Source organism: Solwaraspora sp. WMMD937, from assembly GCF_029581175.1.
In the GTDB taxonomy this organism is placed as follows: Bacteria; Actinomycetota; Actinomycetes; order Mycobacteriales; family Micromonosporaceae; genus Micromonospora_E.
In genome coordinates, this window is the sequence record NZ_CP120738.1 from 5,315,170 (window position 1) to 5,333,382 (window position 18,213).

The following is an 18,213-nucleotide window of genomic DNA, read 5'->3' on the forward strand; positions in this document are numbered from 1 at the left end:
ACGGTTGAAAACGGCAGACCTATCCCCATAGCGGAGAGTACCGGTGAGGCTACGCCTGTGCCGGGGCACAACCACCGGCACGACGAACCGGGCGCGGCAGTGACGGTCCCCCCGTGCCGTAGCTGCCGCGCCCCTGGTCGGTTCCCTGCCTGGACCAGACCCGCGTAGCGGCACCCCGGACGATCCTCCGTCACCGCATGCGCACTCCTGCGTTTTCCTGACTGACCCACTTTCGGAGCTCCCCCGTGTCTACCTTCCGTACGAGCCGGTCCGGCACCGTCGCCGCGACGTTGGCCCGGTCCCGCCTGGGCGTACCCCAGGTGTTGTTCTTCGTTCTCGCCGCCGCCGCGCCGCTGACCGTGGTGGCCGGCGGCGCCAGCACCGGCTATGCCGTCACCGGCACCACCGCGGTGCCGGTCGCCTACCTGCTCATCGCGGTGGTGATGGCGGTCTTCGCCGTCGGCTACGTGGCGATGAGCCGGCACGTCGTCAACGCTGGCGCGATGTACAGCTACGTGGCGCACGGTCTCGGCCGGATCCCCGGCATCGCGGCGGCGTTCGTCGCCGTCGTCGCGTACAACGCGATGCAGATCGGGCTGTACGGCGCTTTCGGCGTGGTTGCCGCCGAGGTACTCGCCGTCGCCGGTGCCACCGTGCCGTGGTGGCTCTGCGCGCTGGCCGGCTGGGCCCTGGTGACCGTACTCGGCCTGGCCCGCGTCGACCTCAACGGCCGGATCCTGGCTGGCCTGCTGCTGGCCGAGCTCGCGGTCATCATCGGCTACAGCATCGTCATGGTCGGCCACCCCGCCGACGGTGCCGCCGTGGCGGGTCTCGACCCCCGCCAGCTGCTCACCCCAGGGGTGGCGGCGATGCTGGTCGGCGGCATAGCCGGTTTCGTCGGTGTCGAGGCCGGCACGGTGTTCGCCGAGGAGACCCGTGATCCGCGTCGTACGGTCGCCCGGGCCACCTACTTCGCGGTGACGATCGCCGGAGTGTGCTACGCGGGTTCCGCCTGGGCGATGGCGGTGGCGGCCGGCCCGAACGACGTCGTCGCCCAAGCCCGCGAGTACGGCACCGAACTGATGTTCGTGCTGGTCGACCCGCACATCGGCACGACGCTCGTGGACGCCGGCCGGTTGTTGTTCCTGACCAGCCTGTTCGCCGCGCTGCTCGCGTTCCACAACACCGTTGCCCGGTACCTGTTCGCCCTCGGGCGGGAACGGGTGCTGCCGGCGGCGCTCGGCCGGACGAACCGGCGGACCGGCGCGCCGAAGCTCGGCTCGCTGGTGCAGAGCGGGTTCGCCGTCGCGGTGATCGTGGGGTACGCGGCGACCGGGCTGGATCCCATCACCCACCTGTTCTTCTGGGTGACCGTCACCGGTGGGCTCGGCGTGCTGATCCTGATGACCGTGACCTCACTCGCGGTGATCGGCTACTTCCGCCGCGACCCGCGTGGCGAGTCGGCCTGGCGACGACTGGTCGCGCCGGGCGCGGCCACCGGCGCGCTCGGGCTGATCCTCGTCGGCACCGTCACCAGCTTCGGTGACCTGCTCGGCATCGGCGCGTCCCCGCTGCGCTGGTGGTTCCCGGCCGGGTACGCCCTGGCCGCGCTGGCTGGCGTCGGCTGGGCGCTCTGGCTACGCGCCAGGCGTCCGCAGACGTACCGGACGATCGGTTGGGGCGCCGACAGCGGCACCGCGCTACCGGTGCCACCGGCACCTGTCCGGCCGCCGGCCCACGTCTAACCACGTTCAGCCGCCGACCGGCCGCAGGTTGCCGCGGTGGACAACGAGCGAGACCCGGGCGTAACCGCCCGGGTCTCGCTCGGCTCTGTTCCTCCAGCTGACAGACCCCTCGTCCAGTCACGCAACTGGTCGTCGTTCGTTGTGCAGGACGGGAACGGGCTGGTCAGCGCGCCAGACTGCGACGTGACATCGACCGCCACAGGTCGTTGCTGGGTCGCATCTGATCCATCAGCTCCCGCTCCCACTCGTTCTCGATCTCGACCCCCGCCTTGAGGCAGGCGGCGCGGGCCACGTCGGTGCCGTCAGCGAACTGGTCGCCCCAGGCGCCGTCCTCCCCCACTAGGACGATCCGTGCGCCACGCTTGCCGACATACTCGATGACCGCCTTCGCACCGCCGTGGCCAGCGGCGAAGGACCGGATGCCGGCGACCAGACCAGAGGGGGCGTCCCCTGGGACGGATTCGGTCGCCAGCGTCGTATCGGAACCATCTGCCATACGCGAAGCGTAAGCAGAGCGACGACGTTTCGCCGATCGGATGTCGGCTTTTTGTGACTCCAATCATCCGTAGGCTTAAGAAGTCCCACAGATGATTGATGGTGATTTCCACCTACAAAAAGGGACAAATTTCAGCACGAAAACGGCAAACACGACAGGAGTTCGAGATCTGGACGGGGCGGGACCCGGCGTCAGATCAGCGCGTCCAACGCCACGGCGACGAAGAGCACCGTGAGGTAGGTCGTCGACCAGTGGAACAGCCGCATCGGCTGGACCGGCAGGCCACGCCCGGACCGGCGCTGCAGCCGGTGGGCCTCCAGCAGGAAGACGGCCCCGACCACGACCGCCGGCACCGCGTAGATCAACGACATGCCCAACGGCCAAACCAGCACCGACGACCCGACCGTCAACCAGCTGAACAGCACGATTTCCACGCCCACCCGACGTTCGGAGGCCACCACCGGCAGCATCGGGATCCCGGCCCGCGCGTAGTCCACCTTGTACTTGATCGCCAAGGCGTAGAAGTGCGGCAGCTGCCAGAAGAACACCACGGCGAACAGCGCCCAGGCCACCGGGGCCAGGCCACCGGTCACCGCCGCCCAGCCGATCAGCACCGGGGCGGCGCCGCAGATGCCACCCCAGAACGTGTTCTGCGGCGTCGTGCGCTTCAACCACAGCGTGTAGACGAGGTCGTAGTAGGCGATCGCCGCGAGGGTCAGCCCGGTGGCGATCCAGTTGGTGAAGACCGCCATCAGGACCACCGAGCCCACCGCGAGCACCAACCCGAAGACCAGCGCCTGCCTGGGGCTTACCACGTGGTTCGGCAGCGGCCGGCGCTTCGTCCGGCGCATCAACTGGTCGATGTCCCGATCGATGAAGCAGTTCAACGCGTTCGCCGCGCCGGCGGCCAAGGTACCGCCGACCAGCACCACCGCCACGAGCCCCAGCGACGGCAGCCCACCGGCCGCGACCATCATCGTCGGTACGGTCGTGACCAGCAGCAGCTCGATGATCCGCGGCTTGGTGAGCGACACGTACGCCCGGACCACGGCCAGCCAGTCGGGGGCGGCCACCGGTCCCGGATCCACCGCCGCTGTGCCGGGCACCTGGTCCGCTTCGGCGACGGACCTGACCCGCGCCCGGTCATGGGCGGGGCGCTCGGTGACCATGCTCACGGGCTGCACCTTCCGGCGTCGGCGGCGGGTGACCTTCAACTGGCGGCGACCTGCGGGCCGACGCGCCTCCGACAGCGTACGCGCAGGTATTTTGCCTGCCCGGCCGACCCGTCACCGGTGCTCGTCGTCACACCCGACAGGCTTTCCACCGGCGATGATGCGTATCCCCCGGTGGTCGGTCGGAGGGTCCGACGGCCGACCACGACCCCTGGCCGACCATCCGGTTGTCGAGATCGGCGGGCGCGCGTTAAACCCTGCTCGATAGGGTCGTGACGAGGGTTCCGCCTACTTGCTGGACGAGGAGCACACCCACCGTGGCTGCAACACCAACCGATGCCCCCCTGAACTGGTCCGACCTCGACCGCCGTGCGGTCGACACCGCACGCGTGCTGGCCGCCGACGCCGTAGAGAAATCCGGCAACGGCCATCCGGGCACCGCGATGAGCCTCGCTCCCGCGGCGTACCTGCTGTTCAACCGGGTCATGCGGCACGACCCGAGCGACCCGGGCTGGGCCGGCCGGGACCGGTTCGTCCTCTCCGCCGGGCACTCCAGTCTCACCCTGTACATCCAACTCTTCTTCTCCGGTTACGGGCTGAGCCTGGACGACCTCAAGGCGTTGCGGCAATGGGGATCGCTGACCCCCGGACACCCGGAGCACGGCCACACCCGGGGAGTGGAGACCACCACCGGTCCGCTCGGCCAAGGGCTGGCCAACGGGGTCGGCATGGCGATGGCCGCCCGCCGGGAGCGCGGACTGCTCGACCCGGACGCCGCGCCCGGCGAGTCCGTCTTCGACCACAACATCTGGGTGATCGCCTCCGACGGTGACATCGAAGAGGGCATCACCCACGAGGCCAGCGCTCTGGCCGGGCACCAGAAGCTCGGCAACCTGACCGTCGTCTACGACGACAACCAGATCTCCATCGAGGACGACACTCGGATCGCGCTCAGCGAGGACGTCGCCGCCCGCTACGCCGCGTACGGCTGGCACGTGCAGACCGTCGACTGGCGGGCCGGCGCGGCCGGCGACGGCGAGTACCACGAGGACGTCGAGGCGCTGTACGCGGCGCTGACCGCCGCCCGTGCCGAGACCGACCGCCCGTCGTTCATCGCGCTGCGCACCATCATCGGCTGGCCGGCACCGAAGAAGCAGAACACCGGCAAGATCCACGGCTCGGCGCTCGGCGCCGACGAGGTCGCCGCCACCAAGGAGATCCTCGGCTTCGACCCCAACCAGCACTTCGCGGTCGACGACAAGGTCCTCGCCCACATCCGAGAGGTGCTCGACCGGGGCCGGCAGGCACACGCCAAGTGGACCGAGAGGTACGACGCCTGGGCGCAGGCCAACCCGGAGCGCAAGGCGCTGCACGACCGGCTCGCCACCCGTACCCTGCCGACCGGCTGGACCGACGCGCTGCCGGACTGGCCGGCTGACCCCAAGGGGGTCGCCACCCGGGCCGCCTCCGGCAAGGTGCTGACCGCGCTCGCTTCCGAGCTGCCGGAGCTGTGGGGCGGCTCGGCCGACCTGGCGGAGAGCAACAACACCACGATGAAGGGCGAGCCGTCGTTCGTCCCGGCCGAGTACGCCACCAAGGAGTTCCCCGGCCACGAGTACGGCCGCACCCTGCACTTCGGCATCCGCGAACACGCCATGGGGGCGATCCTCAACGGCATCGCGCTGCACGGCGGCACCCGCCCGTACGGCGGCACGTTCCTGGTGTTCAGCGACTACATGCGCCCGGCGGTGCGGCTGGCCGCGCTGATGAAACTCCCGGTGATCTACGTCTGGACGCACGACTCGATCGGGCTCGGCGAGGACGGCCCCACCCACCAGCCGATCGAGCACCTGTCGGCGCTGCGGGCCATCCCCGGACTGGACGTGGTCCGCCCGGCCGACGCCAACGAGACCGCTTGGGCGTGGCGGGCCGCCCTGGAGCACACCGACCGGCCCACCGCGCTGGCGCTGACCCGCCAGGCGGTGCCGGTCATCGACCGGGGCACCTACGCCTCGGCCGAAGGGGTCCGCAAGGGCGGGTACGTGCTGGCCGACGCCGGCAACGCCCAACCGCAGGTGATCCTGATGGGCTCGGGGTCCGAGGTGCAGCTGCTGCTCACCGCCCGGGAACGCCTCGAAGCCGAAGGCGTCGCCACCCGGGTGGTCTCGATGCCCTGCCAGGAATGGTTCACCGAGCAGGACGAGGCGTACCGCGAATCGGTGCTGCCGCGCGGGGTCAAGGCCCGGGTCAGCGTCGAGGCCGGCATCGGCATGTCCTGGCGCGGCCTGGTCGGCGACTGCGGCGAGTCGGTCAGCATTGAACACTACGGGGCCAGCGCCCCGTACCAGGTGCTGTTCGAGCAGTTCGGCTTCACCGCCGACGCCGTGGTCGCGGCGGCGCACGCGTCGCTGACCCGGGTCGGCGCCATCACCGGCACCACCACCGGAAACTGAGGAGGCTTCAGATGACGGACCGATTGGGAGAGCTGACCGCCGCAGGCGTGGCGGTCTGGCTCGACGACCTGTCCCGGCAACGGCTCAGCACCGGCAACCTGGACCAACTGCGCCGGGAGAAGCACGTCGCCGGCGTGACCACCAACCCGACCATCTTCGCCGCCGCGCTCGCCGACGCCGACGAGTACAACTGGCAGCTGCGTGACCTGGCCGCCCGGGGCGTCAGCGTGGACGAGGCGGTCCGGATGCTCACCACCTACGACGTGCGGTGGGGCTGCGACGTGATGCGCCCGGCGTACGAGACCAGCGGTGGCGTCGACGGCCGGGTGTCGATCGAGGTCGACCCGCGGCTGGCGTACCGCACCGCGGAAACCGTCGCCGAGGCGAAGGCGCTGTGGTGGCTGGTCGACCGACCGAACCTGTTCATCAAGATCCCGGCGACCGAGGCCGGGCTGCCGGCGATCACCGCCACCCTGGCCGAGGGGATCAGCGTCAACGTGACCCTGATCTTCTCGCTGGACCGCTACAGCGCGGTGATGGACGCCTTCCTCGCCGGTCTGGAGCAGGCGAAGGCCAACGGCCACGACCTGACCACCATCGGCTCGGTCGCGTCGTTCTTCGTCTCCCGGGTGGACACCGAAATCGACAAGCGCCTCGACAAGATCGGCAGCGACCAGGCCAAGGCGCTCAAGGGCAAGGCCGCCGTGGCGAACGCGCAGCTGGCGTACGAGCGGTACGCGAAGGTCTTCTCGTCGGACCGCTGGCAGGCCCTGGCCGACGCCGGCGCCCACCCGCAGCGCCCGCTGTGGGCCTCCACCTCGACGAAGAACCCGGCCTACCGGGACGTCATCTACGTCGAGGAGCTGATCGCCCCCGGCACGGTCAACACCATGCCGGAGTCGGTGGTGCACGCCTACGCCGACCACGGCGAGACCCGGGGCGACACGGTCACCGGCTCCTACCCGGCCGCCCGGCAGGTGCTCGACGACCTGATCGCCGTCGGCGTCGACCTCGACGACGTGGTCAAGACCCTGGAGTCTGAGGGGGTGAGCAAGTTCGAGGCCAGCTGGCAGGAGCTGCTCGACGGGGTCCGCTCGTCGCTGGACGCGGCGGCGGCCGGCGCCGGTGAGCCGAACGCGGCCGCCAGTGGGCACGCCGCCGCGGCCAAGCAGGCCGGAGGTAACGCATGAGCGACTTCTTCGACGGCGGGGTCGAGGCCGCGGCCGGGCTGAGCGTGTACGGGGCCGACGCGGTCGACGCCTCAGCCGCCTCGTCGACCCGGGGCGCGCTGGTCGGCGACGGGGTGCCCGGCTCACTCGCCCGCAAGGACCCGACGCTGTGGGGCCCGGACGCCGAGGCCGAGGCGAAGATCCGGCTCGGCTGGCTGGACACCTTCACCCGCAGCCGGGACCTGCTGCCGCAGCTCGCCGAACTGCAGGCCGAGCTGGGCGACCTGGACCACGTGGTGCTGGCCGGAATGGGTGGCTCGTCGCTGGCGCCCGAGGTCATCTCGCTCACCGTCGGCAAGCCGGTAACCGTGCTGGACACCACCGACCCGCACCAGGTGCGGGCGGCGCTCGGCGACCGACTGGACCGGACCGTCGTGGTGGTGGCCAGCAAGTCCGGCGGCACCGTGGAGACCGACAGCCACCGTCGCGCGTACTGGCAGGCGTTCCTCGACTCAGGGCTGAGCGAGGCCGAGGCCGGGCGGCGGTTCGTCATCGTCACCGACCCCGGCTCGCCGCTGGCCACCACCGCCGAGGAGATGGGCGCCACCGTGGTGCTCGCCGACCCGGAGGTCGGCGGACGGTACTCGGCGCTGACCGCGTTCGGTCTGGTCCCGTCGGCGCTGGCCGGCGTGGACGTGGTCGAGCTGCTCGACCAGGCCGAGCAGCTGTCCGCCGCGCTCGGCGGCGACCGGGACAACCCGGGGCTGGCGCTCGGCGCGGCGCTCGGCGCGGCGGCCACCACCGGCCGGGACAAGGTCGCGCTGGTCTCCGACGGCACCGGCATCGAAGGGCTCGGCGACTGGATCGAGCAGCTGATCGCCGAGTCAACCGGCAAGGACGGCATCGGCATCCTGCCGGTGGTCGTCGAGGCACCGGACGCCCCCGGCGCCGCCGGCCCGGACGTGCTCACCGTCACCTACGGCGGTGCCGGCCAACCGGGCGGGGTGCCCGGCGGCGGGGTCCGCCCCGACCTGGCGGTCAACGGACCGCTCGGCGCGCAGTTCCTGGTCTGGGAGTACGCGACGGCGGTCGCCGGCCGGGTGCTCGGCATCGACCCGTTCAACCAGCCCAACGTCACCGAGTCGAAGGAGAACACCAACCGGATCCTGGCGTCCGGGCCGCCGACCGAGGCACCGTCGTTCGTCGACGGATCCATCGAGGTGTACGGGCCGGACGGCGTACCGGGTGAGCTGGTCGGCGCGCTGCGCTGGCTGATCGACGGCGTCGGCACCGACGGATACCTCGCGGTGATGGCCTACCTGGACCGGTTCGGCGACGCCGATGCGGCCGGGATTCGCCCACTGCTGGCGGCCGCCGCCGGCCGGCCGGTCACCTTCGGCTGGGGGCCGCGGTTCCTGCACTCCACCGGGCAGTACCACAAGGGCGGGCCGCAGGTCGGCGCGTTCCTGCAGATCACCGGTGCGGTCACCGACGACCTGCCGGTGCCCGGTCGCCCGTACAGCTTTGGTGAGCTGCAGGCGGCGCAGGCCGCTGGTGACCGTGAGGCGCTGGCCGGACGGGGCCGGCCGCTGCTGCGGCTGCACCTGACCGATCGGGCCGCCGGCGTCGCCCAACTCCTGGACACGATTCGAAACCTGCCCAGCTGACAATTGGTCCGGAGGAAAACGGACTGAGGAGGCGACGTGAACCCCCTGCGCGACCCGCAGGACCGGCGGCTGCCGCGCATCCCGGAGCCCTGCGCTCTGGTGATCTTCGGCGTCACCGGTGATCTGGCTCGCAAGAAACTACTCCCCGGCATCTACGACCTGGCCAACCGAGGGCTGCTGCCACCCGGCTTCGTGGTGCTCGGCTTCGCCCGGCGGGACTGGACCGACGGCGACTTCGAGTCGCTGGCCCACGACTCGGCCAAGGAGTACGCGCGTACCCCGTGGCGTGAGGAGGTCTGGTCCCGCCTGGCCGGCAACATCAAGTTCGTCGGCGGCTCGTTCGACGACGACGCCGCGTTCGACAAGCTGTCGGCCTGCCTGGACGGGCTGCGCGAATCGCACGGCATCCACGGCAACGCCGCGTTCTACTTCTCCATCCCGCCGTCGGCGTTCCCGCAGGTGCTCAAGCAGCTGGCGCGCACCGGCATGGCCGACAACGAGCGGTGCGGCGGCTGGCGCCGGGTGGTGGTGGAGAAGCCGTTCGGCTACGACCTGCCGTCGGCGAAGTCGCTCAACGACCTGGTCGACGACGTGTTCACCCGCGACGACGTGTTCCGCATCGACCACTACCTGGGCAAGGAGACCGTCCAGAACATCATGGCGCTGCGGTTCGCCAACAACCTGTTCGAGCCGCTGTGGAACTCCAAGTACGTCGACTCGGTGCAGATCACCATGGCCGAGGACGTCGGCATCGGCAGCCGGGCCGGCTTCTACGACGCCACCGGCGCCGCCCGTGACGTGGTGCAGAACCATCTGCTGCAGCTGCTGGCCCTGGTCACCATGGAGGAGCCGACCAGCTTCGACGCCGCCGAGATCCGGGCGGAGAAGCTGAAGGTGCTGCGGGCGATCAGCCTGCCCGACGACGTGGCCGCCGGCACCGTCCGCGGTCAGTACCTGAAGGGCTGGGTGGCCGGGCAGCGGGCCGTCGGCTACCTGGAGGAGCCGAATGTGCCGGCCGACTCGACCACCGAGACGTACGTGGCGATGCGGCTGGGCATCCAGAACCGCCGGTGGGCCGGTGTGCCGTTCTATCTGCGCGCCGGAAAGCGGTTGCCGCGGCGGGTGACCGAGGTGGCGGTGATGTTCAAGGCCGCACCGCACCTGCCGTTCAACGGCACCGACGTGGAGATGCTCAGCAACAACCAGCTGGTCATCCGGGTGCAGCCCGACGAGGGCGTGGTGCTCAAGTTCGGCGCCAAGGTGCCGGGCACCACCATGGAGGTCCGTGACATCGCGATGGACTTCCAGTACGGCGAGGCGTTCACCGAGGCCAGTCCGGAGGCGTACGAGCGGTTGGTGCTCGACGTGCTGATCGGCGACCGCACCCTGTTCCCCGACGCCGCCGAGGTGGAGCAGAGCTGGCGGGTGATCGACCCTCTCGAAGAGGCCTGGGAGGGCACCCGGCCGGAGCCGTACCGGTCCGGCGAGTGGGGTCCGCGGGCCGCCGACGAGATGCTGGCCCGCGAGGGCCGGTCCTGGAGGAGAGCATGATCAGCCTGTGGGACACCACCGGCAACGAGGTGGTCAAGGCCCTGGCCGCCGAGCGGCGCAGCGCCGGCGGCGTGGCCAGCGGAATGGCGCTGACCCTGATCGTGGTGGTCGACGAGAAGCGGGTACGCGAGGCGGAGGCGGCGGCCACCATCGCCGCCGCCGCCCACCCGTGCCGGCTGCTCGTGGTGGTCCGCTCCGACATCGACCGCAAGGTCAGCCGGCTCGACGCCGAAGTGGTCGTCGGCGGCCGGCTCGGGCCGTGCGAGGCGGTCGTCATGCGTACCTCCGGCCGGCTGGCGCTGCACGCCGAGTCGGTGGTGATGCCGCTGCTGGTGCCGGACGTACCGGTGGTGACCTGGTGGCACGGCGAGCCGCCGGAGCAGATCGCCAACGACTACCTGGGGGTGGTCGCCGACCGGCGGATCACCGACTCGGCGCAGGCCCCCAACCCGGTGCAGGCGCTGCTGCAACGGGCGGTCGACTACGCGTCGGGCGACACCGATCTGGCGTGGACCCGGATCACCCCGTGGCGCACCCTGGTCGCCGGGGCGTTCGACACCACCGACGCGCAGATCACCGGCGCCACGGTGACCGCGCCCCGGGCCGACCCGACCGCCGCCTTGATGATCAGCTGGCTGGCGGCCCGGCTCGGCATCACGCCGCGCTGGGAGGAGACCAGCGAGTTCCCCCGGATGCGGTCGGTGGAGCTGCGCTGCGCCAACGGCGACGGGCTGAGCCTGGTCCGCGAGGACAGTTCGGCGATGTTCACCCGGACCGGCCAGCCCGAGCGGCAGATGCCGCTGGTCCGCCGGCCGCTCGGCGAGGAGCTCGCCGAGGAGCTGCGGCGGCTCGACGCCGACCAGGTCTACTCCGAGGCGTTGGGCACCCTCGCCGGACTGCCGGATCTGTCGGCCCGGCCCGCCAAGCGGGTGCACATCTGGAAGGACCCGGCGAAGGCCACCGAACCGGCAGCCGGCACCGACCCGGCGGTCGTCGCGGCCGAGCCGGCACGGAGCGGCTCGTGAGCGGCCCCGGCATGCTCGTCGTGCACCGGGACGCCACCGTGCTGGCCAGCGCGGTGGCGTCCCGGCTCGTCGTCCGGCTGATCGACGCCCAGGCCGAGCGGGGCGAAGCGTCGGTGGTGCTGACCGGCGGGCGGGTCGCGGCGGCCGTGCTGCGCGCGGTCGGCGAACTGCCGGCCCGGCACGCGGTCGACTGGTCCCGGGTGGACGTCTGGTGGGGTGACGAGCGGTTCCTGCCCACCGGCGACCCGGACCGCAACGAGACCCAGGCCCGCGAGGCGCTGCTCGACGTACTGCCGCTGGATCCGCAGCGGGTGCACGCGATGCCCACGTCGGACGGGCCGGACGGCGACGACCCGGAGGCGGCCGCCGCCCGGTACGCCGCCGCCCTCGACCGGGTCGCCGGCCCGGGTACGGCCCCGCTGCCCCGGTTCGACGTGCTGATGCTCGGCGTCGGCGAGGACGGGCACGTGGCGTCGGTGTTCCCGGGGCATCCGGTCACCGGCGAGACCCGCCCGGTGGCGGCGGTCCGGGACAGCCCGAAGCCGCCGCCGACCCGGATCACGCTGACCCTGTCCACCATCAACACCGCCGACGAGGTGTGGCTGGTCGCCGCCGGGGCGGACAAGGCGGCGGCGGTCGGCGGGGCGTACGGCGGCAGCGACCCGGTCGCGGTGCCGGCCTGCGGCGTACGCGGGGTGCGCCGTACCTGGTGGCTGCTCGACCAGGCAGCCGCCGCCGAGGTGGCAATGACGGCAGCAGCGGCCGACTGACCGGGCCTACGCGTTTTCAGTGGCCGCCGGACGTCGCCGTCCGGCGGCCACCGGTCGCCTCAGCGCGGGTCGACGAAGGCGAGCAGCCGGTCGAGAGGTCGTGGCAGGGTGTCGCGGGCAATGGCCGCTTCGACGAGCAGCCGGGCGTAGCGTGACTTGCGGCGCGAGCCGCTGCCCATGAACCGGCGCAGCTGCGCTGCGGGTCGCCGGTCGCGCCAGGCGGGCTGGCCCTGCAGCGTACGGAACGATCCGAGGTCGCCCTGCGAGTCCAGGACGGTCTCCACCGTCTGGACGCCCAGGGCACGGATCAGTTCGTCCTCCAGGTCGTCGACGCAGACGAAGAATCCGAGATCCGCCAGATCGGTCCGGGTGCGGGGCGTACCGACACCGGCGGCGGCCAGTCCGCGCCGGACGATGTCCGCCTCAGCCAGGTCGCACAGCCCGGCGAGCCGCACCCGCGACCGCAGCGGGCCGAGGCCGGTCAGGAACCGGCCGGTGGCATGTGCTCCACCGATCGGCACGACCGCCACCCGTTCGGCGTCGAAGTCCCAGCCACGGCCGGCCGCCGCCGTCTCCACCGCGATCTGGTCGCTCACGCCTTCGACGAGCACCAGGGCGACGGCGCGGTCGATCTTCACCAGCGCGTCGGCGGTCGCCTGGACCGGTGCGTCGGGACCGCTGGCATAGCCGTCGAGCACCCGGCGGGCAAGCTCACGGCGACGAGCGGCGTCCATCGGCCGATCACCCGTCGCCATGATGGTCATCGTCGGGGACACCCGGCCCCACCGGCAACCGGATAACGGACGCCGACCCCCGGGTCACCACATCGCCGTACATCTATTGACAAACAGTGTTAACAGTAAGACTCTTCTCGGAGAGCGCTCTCTCCCCGTCCGACCGCCTCGATCCCGACCGGAGGAGTCCCTCATGGTTGTCCGAAGAAGGCTGCTGGCCGTCGCAGCCGCCCTGATCACCGCCGTCCCGACCAGCCTCGTCGCCGCCGCACCCGCCCAGGCCGTCGGCCCGGCGCTGCTGCCGGTCACCGTCACCAACAACACCGGCCGGGCCGGATCCGTCCACCTGTACGTGATCGGCGTACAGCTCTGCTCCGGCCGACTCGGCTACGTCAACCAGGCCGGCACGTTCATCCCGTGGACCGGCGGGCAGGTCCCGCCGTCACCGGCCCCGGACGCCTCGATCGCCGGACCGACCAACGGTGCCAGCACGACGGTCCGCTTCCCGCGCGGCTTCTCCGGCCGGGTCTACTTCTCCCTCGGTGAGAAGCTGAAGTTCTTCCTCACCCCGACCGGCCTGGTCCAGCCCGCCCCCTGGGCCGGCGGTGACCCCAACCGCGACATCCTGTTCGACTGGAGCGAGTTCACCTACAACGACGCCGGCCTGTGGCTCAACAGCTCGCAGGTGGACATGTTCGCGGTGCCGCACGCGGTCACCGTGACCGGCGCCAACGGTGTCACCAAACGCACCGGTGACGTCGTCGCGGGTGGCCGCAACGCGATCATCAACGGAGTCCGCGCCGAGTCCGGCTGGGCCAACACGGTCCAGACCCGGGGCGACGGCACCGTGCTGCGGGTGCTCGCACCCGGCAAGGCCACCGGCGCCGGCCTGTTCAGCCCCACCTACCTGGACTCGTACATCACCTCGGCGTGGAACACCTACACCAGCCGGACGCTGACCGTCGTACCGTTCGGCGACCGCCCCGACATCCGCTACTACGGCCGGACCTCGGGCCGGGTGATGACCTTCACCAACGGTGCCGGCCAGGTCGTCGCCTCGTTCAACCGGCCCTCGTCGGCAAGCGTGTGGGGCTGCGACGGTGACCTGCCCGCCCCCAACGACCAGGTGGTCGGGCCGATCTCCCGTACGCTGTGCGCCGCACTGAACCGGGGCACCCTCGGCACCATCCACACCCAGCCCAGCACCAACGCCGCCGAGTTCTACCGCAACAACCCGACCAACCAGTACGCCCGGATCATCCACGCCAACATGCGCGACGGCAAGGCGTACGCGTTCGCCTTCGACGACGTCGGCGCGTTCGAGTCCCTCGTCCACGACGGCGAGCCCCGCGCCGCCGGAGTGGTCCTCAGCCCGTTCTGACCGCGCCTCTCCCCCGCCTCCGGACGGGTGCGCCGGCACACCACCGGCGCACCCACAAAAGCAATACAGCGACAGCCATCGATCAATGTGTCAAGTGAGCGCCACGACCACGAAGGCTACGACGCCGACCACCAAGGCGCGGATGGACCAGGTAACCCGGGTGAACTTACGGTACGCCACCATATTCGCCGCCCAGATCTGCCCAGCGATAGCCCGCTCGAACGCATCTTCGTCATCGGCCGCCTCCAGCCAAGCTTTGATGAAGGCTTCTCGGTCGTCACCGTAGCGCTGGGCGACGCTGTCGTAGTAGTGCAGCGACCATGCAGCCGTCACCTGCCGGCGGGGCGCCAACGTATAGAGCGCCAACAAAGCGCTGAACGCCACGCAGACGCCAGCGACGAGCAGGATGCTCTCGGCCCAGGGACCACGAGCGGAAGGTAGTTGCCCGGCCAGAACTCCGGCAGCGGCCAGGACTACAGCCGCCTTCACGTCGGCGAAACGAATCATCTCATTCGCCTGCTCCAGAGAGGCTCGTCCGGCTTCCCTCATGAGTCTTCCAGAAGTTCTGCCAGATCCGACCGATCGTACGAGGAAAACAACTGACCCAGCTGACCAACCAGATATCGACGGTCGGCGTCCTCGAGTCGCCCGAGAAATTCACCGATCAGCTTGGCGATCACCAGGAACTGTGAATCCTCGGTGTTACCAAACTTCTCGGCAATCCCCTCGAAGTCGATCTCCAGCATCGCTTTTAGCTGGTCCGGATGATGGAAGAGCCAGTAGCTGCGAGCGACGTCGGGGCGCGAGTAAACCTTTTCCCGCAGGAACCTGATCCGATCCAGCTCGGCCCGCTGCCGCTGGCATTCCAGGGCTGCCTGTCGATTGATCTCCAGGACGTCTTGTGCGGCCGCGAGCGCTCGCCGGCCGACCGTCAGCTGCACGCGGACGCCGCTGGAGATGCGAGCGTTGATTTCGTTCTCGGCGTTGCCGGCCTGGGTTACGCAGTATCGGGCGGTCACCTGATCGGCCCACTCCGTAATCTTCCGCCGGGCCGTCCAGAAGGCGGCCCGGTCGTCACCCTTCCACCAGAACTGGAAGGTTGCGTCGAACGCGATGTACGGGTGGCAGCTGCGTAGCTCGGCGGGAAAGGTGATCGGCGGTGCGGAATCCTCGGCTCTCGTCCGCAGGCCGGACAGACGACCACGCCAGTTCTCGATCATGCGACGGCCAGCGGGTTCGCGCGGTGCAGCTGCTCCTGGACTCTGTCACGCAGGTCGCGGGCAGCCGGCGCATCGGCGTCACGAGCTACCGGTTGCCAGTCGTACAGCAAGTCGAACATACGGCCAAGGCGCTTGCTGGCGCCCTGCCCGGTCCCGCCGGCACGGATCAGCAGGTCGGTGAACAGATGCTCGTAGGTGGAGTCGCCGGCAGCCGCGTCGAGCCAGTTGAAGAGCGCCTTGCGGAAGTCACCCTGTGGCCCCGCGCCGGTGAAGAGGAAGGCGAAGGCATCTGCCAGTCCGCCATGTAGGTCCGCGTCGCCGGCCAGCTCGGTGAGGAGGAGTCCGGCCTGTTCCGGAGTTGCGGATATCGTCGCCAGGGCGCGTAGGCCCACGTCATGCCGCTGGTCCTGCTCGGCGGCCCAGTCGACGACCCGGCACAGCGTCGCTTGCCGGTGCATCGACCGCTCCCAGAGCTCGCGTACGGCAGCCACGACTGCGTCGGTGACGGCACCGATGCCACGTCCGGCCAGGTTGTTCAGCCGGGTCAACGCCGCCTGCGGATACGCGTCGGCGAGCGCCCCGCCGCAGACCTCGGCGACCGCGCAGAGTAGCGGATGACTCCCCGAATGAATGGCCCACTGGTTGAGCCGCCCGCGCATCGCCGGCCCAGCCTCGGGGCTCAGCGCCACCGCCGTCATCAGGTCGACAACCAATGGCCGCAGAGACTGGTAGCTCCACCACCGCTCGGCCAAGGTGCGAACCTCGGGGGCGTCGGCGCCAGGAAGTGCCCGGGTCACGTCAAGCATGGCCGAAGCGACCCGTCCGGCGATGCGGGCGCTCGGGGAACCGCCGCGACGCATCGGCAGGTCGGAGGCCCAGGACCATAGGCGCGTACGGAATGCCTTGGACTGGTCGCCGTGGACGTAGCGCAGGATCGCGACGTCGTATGACGGCAGCGAAAAGAAGATCCGATGCTGGTCGTCGATCCGGGCACCGACGTTCTTGGCGAGCTGGCGGATTCCTGGGGCGCCGATGCCACCGCGTACGTTCGCCGGTTCCGCGAGCTTCTCGGCCAGCCTCTCCATAGCGTGCAAGACATTGGTGGCCTGCCCTCCTTGCAGGAAGGCCAAGGCAACAAGGAAGAGCCTGGTCCGCGGATCGGCGTTGTTCTCGAACCAGTCACCCAGCTCTTTGTCCCAGTTCTGGTATGCCTGAACCGCCTTGCGGGCGATCTCGGCCAGCGGTTCCTGCGATTCGTTCGCGGCAGCCCGGATACGACTGGACAGCCTTGCGATCTGGGCCGGGGTGGCATCCACCAGCATCGCAGGCAGCGGCGGCGTCCGCAGGAGCGTGTCCACGTCCAATCGGGCATGCTGGTCGGCCAGCAGCCTGCGCAGCAGTTCCTCGCGCCCAGGTGCGGTGACCGTCAGGACCGTGAATCCTGGAACCTCCTCCGGATTTTCGAGCGTGTTCTGGTCGACCAGGACGACGAGATAGGAATCCTGCTTTTCCACCTCCTCCCGGTAAGCGATAAGCACCTCGCGCAACCGCCCGTTACGGCTTCCGGGCGGCACCGTGAGCAGGTACGAGCAACGGCCGTACGATGTCCATGGCACCTCCCCGACGGGCAGGAGCCGCTGCTGGTCATCGTCGGTCGGGATCTCCCGCCGGGGCGAGGGAACAGCGCCGAGCAAACCGACTGCGGCGGTCCGTCGGCCAGTGCCGGGGTCGGCTACCAGCAGGACGTGACGCCGCTCCTGCAGAATCCGGGCCGCAGATTCCCTGGACAGATCGTTTGGGCCATAGACGCGCTCCACGAAGTTCGCGATCGTTTCCCGGACGAAGGCATCCGAGAGTTCCCGGGCTGCCTGATAGCGTCCAAGCCAGTTGTGAACGTTCTGCACCTGGTCACGGCCAACATGAGAGGCGACAAGGCCATTGTTCTCCTCGACGTAGAGGCCGTCGTTGATGTCATCATCATAAGACTCGTCGATGTCCTGGTCCGTGAGTTCGATCGGTTCGGTCGTCATCGGCCACCGTCCCGATGCTGCGTCATGTTCTCGACCGTGGTGGCGACTTGGCCGTCGTTCTGCTTTACCCGCGGCCCGGAGATCCGGGGCCTTACCCGTTTGCCTGCCGCCGGCGCGGGGCGAGAAGGAGGCGCGGCAGGCAGCACGCCGACTAGATTCCCGGAGATCTCTGGGAGGTGGAGCCACGCCCGCTGTTCGAACGCCTTGCCATCGACCGCCGCAGTGACCGGGATACAACGGTCTGGATGTATGCCGGCGTAACCAGCGGCGATGACGTCCTTGAAGACGCGGTCGGAGAAGATGCAGGCCACATAGGTCACGCGCGGGCTCGCCGCAGCAAGCATGGCCCGCACCGGCGCAGAGTCGAGCAGCCGGTGGGCATCATTGCGCGAATCTCCGTTGCCAGTCCAGTGTGGGTTCTCGGGATCGGCAGGTAGCGGCCCGACGTGAAGACTGACCCGCAGCTGCAGGTTTCCCCGGGCGTGACGATTGTGCTCGGCGAGGCGTTCCTGAAGCAGGCGAGGGAAGGGGTCCACCAGGTAGGGCACGACTCCCGTCGGCAGCCCGACGGCGAATCCGTCACCGGTCGGGCCAAGGAATGACGGACGGTCCCAATCGGCCTGCAGCCCAGCACCGGTCAGAGCGTCGCCCACGAGTTCGAGCAGCTGGTTGCTGATCACTTGGTGGGTGCTACCCGGCTCGGCGGTGAAGCCCTTGGCGTCCACCGCCAGAATCGCCCGGTATGGCGGGAGATCGATCGAATGTGCAAACGGGATGTGTTCCACGGGAGTCCTTTCTTG

At 70.1% G+C, this 18,213-nt stretch carries 15 protein-coding genes; 8 read left to right on the top strand and 7 right to left on the bottom strand.

The genetic code is table 11. From position 1 onward, the window contains the following. The first annotated feature begins 245 nt into the window (after positions 1–245). Positions 246–1,745 carry an APC family permease gene (locus O7621_RS23450; RefSeq protein WP_282231251.1) on the top strand — a complete coding sequence of 500 codons (1,500 nt, stop codon included), beginning with the start codon at positions 246–248 and terminating at the stop codon, positions 1,743–1,745. 163 nt (positions 1,746–1,908) lie between these two features. Here the strand turns inward: O7621_RS23450 and O7621_RS23455 are convergent, their stop codons facing one another. Beyond that, on the bottom strand, positions 1,909–2,241 hold the full coding sequence (locus O7621_RS23455; protein WP_123602407.1) for a hypothetical protein: 333 nt from the start codon (positions 2,239–2,241) through the stop codon (positions 1,909–1,911). 191 nt (positions 2,242–2,432) lie between these two features. Next, the gene (locus tag O7621_RS23460) at positions 2,433–3,416 is read right to left on the bottom strand and encodes a heme o synthase (RefSeq protein ID WP_282231252.1); all 984 of its coding nucleotides are present in this window, start codon (positions 3,414–3,416) and stop codon (positions 2,433–2,435) included. A 314-nt stretch (positions 3,417–3,730) separates the two neighbouring features. On the opposite strand from O7621_RS23460, the gene tkt reads away from it, so the two are divergent. From tkt to pgl, 6 genes are read left to right on the top strand one after another with little or no spacing between them, the layout of a single operon-like run. After that, complete coding sequence (tkt, locus tag O7621_RS23465) at positions 3,731–5,866, top strand: transketolase (protein ID WP_282231253.1); 2,136 nt, start codon at positions 3,731–3,733, stop codon at positions 5,864–5,866. 11 nt (positions 5,867–5,877) lie between these two features. After that, complete coding sequence (gene tal, locus O7621_RS23470) at positions 5,878–7,056, top strand: transaldolase (RefSeq protein WP_282231254.1); 1,179 nt, start codon at positions 5,878–5,880, stop codon at positions 7,054–7,056. Continuing rightward, positions 7,053–8,702 (top strand): glucose-6-phosphate isomerase, encoded by a 1,650-nt coding sequence (locus O7621_RS23475; protein WP_282231255.1) that lies wholly within the window; start codon positions 7,053–7,055, stop codon positions 8,700–8,702. Before tal ends, O7621_RS23475 begins: the two co-directional genes overlap by 4 nt. Before the next feature lie 36 nt (positions 8,703–8,738). Continuing rightward, positions 8,739–10,253 (top strand): glucose-6-phosphate dehydrogenase, encoded by a 1,515-nt coding sequence (gene zwf / locus O7621_RS23480; protein WP_281550404.1) that lies wholly within the window; start codon positions 8,739–8,741, stop codon positions 10,251–10,253. Next, complete coding sequence (locus tag O7621_RS23485) at positions 10,250–11,278, top strand: glucose-6-phosphate dehydrogenase assembly protein OpcA (protein WP_282231256.1); 1,029 nt, start codon at positions 10,250–10,252, stop codon at positions 11,276–11,278. The genes zwf and O7621_RS23485 overlap by 4 nt, the downstream gene beginning before the upstream one ends. 11 nt (positions 11,279–11,289) lie before the next feature. Next, entirely contained in the window at positions 11,290–12,048 is a 759-nt protein-coding gene (gene pgl / locus O7621_RS23490; RefSeq protein ID WP_282234703.1) for a 6-phosphogluconolactonase, read from the top strand. Between the two features lie 59 nt (positions 12,049–12,107). On the opposite strand, the gene O7621_RS23495 is transcribed toward pgl, so the two are convergent. After that, positions 12,108–12,803: a TOPRIM nucleotidyl transferase/hydrolase domain-containing protein gene (locus O7621_RS23495; protein WP_282231257.1), complete on the bottom strand. Its 696-nt coding sequence runs from the start codon at positions 12,801–12,803 to the stop codon at positions 12,108–12,110. A gap of 172 nt (positions 12,804–12,975) precedes the next feature. On the opposite strand from O7621_RS23495, the gene O7621_RS23500 reads away from it, so the two are divergent. Further along, a complete protein-coding gene (locus O7621_RS23500) occupies positions 12,976–14,163 on the top strand; it encodes a beta-1,3-glucanase family protein (protein WP_282231258.1) in 1,188 nt (395 codons plus the stop codon). 90 nt (positions 14,164–14,253) lie between these two features. Here O7621_RS23500 and O7621_RS23505 read toward each other — a convergent pair whose 3' ends face one another. The 4 genes from O7621_RS23505 to O7621_RS23520 are packed head-to-tail and all read right to left on the bottom strand — an operon-like array spanning position 14,254 to position 18,198. After that, positions 14,254–14,670, bottom strand: coding sequence for a Pycsar system effector family protein (locus tag O7621_RS23505; protein WP_282231259.1), 417 nt, complete (start codon positions 14,668–14,670; stop codon positions 14,254–14,256). 38 nt (positions 14,671–14,708) lie between these two features. Further along, positions 14,709–15,383, bottom strand: a complete 675-nt coding sequence (locus O7621_RS23510; RefSeq protein WP_282231260.1) for a hypothetical protein — start codon at positions 15,381–15,383, stop codon at positions 14,709–14,711. Beyond that, positions 15,380–17,413, bottom strand: coding sequence for a hypothetical protein (locus tag O7621_RS23515; protein ID WP_282231261.1), 2,034 nt, complete (start codon positions 17,411–17,413; stop codon positions 15,380–15,382). The genes O7621_RS23510 and O7621_RS23515 overlap by 4 nt, the downstream gene beginning before the upstream one ends. After that, positions 17,410–18,198 carry a hypothetical protein gene (locus tag O7621_RS23520; RefSeq protein WP_282231262.1) on the bottom strand — a complete coding sequence of 263 codons (789 nt, stop codon included), beginning with the start codon at positions 18,196–18,198 and terminating at the stop codon, positions 17,410–17,412. Before O7621_RS23520 ends, O7621_RS23515 begins: the two co-directional genes overlap by 4 nt. Positions 18,199–18,213: the final 15 nt, after the last annotated feature.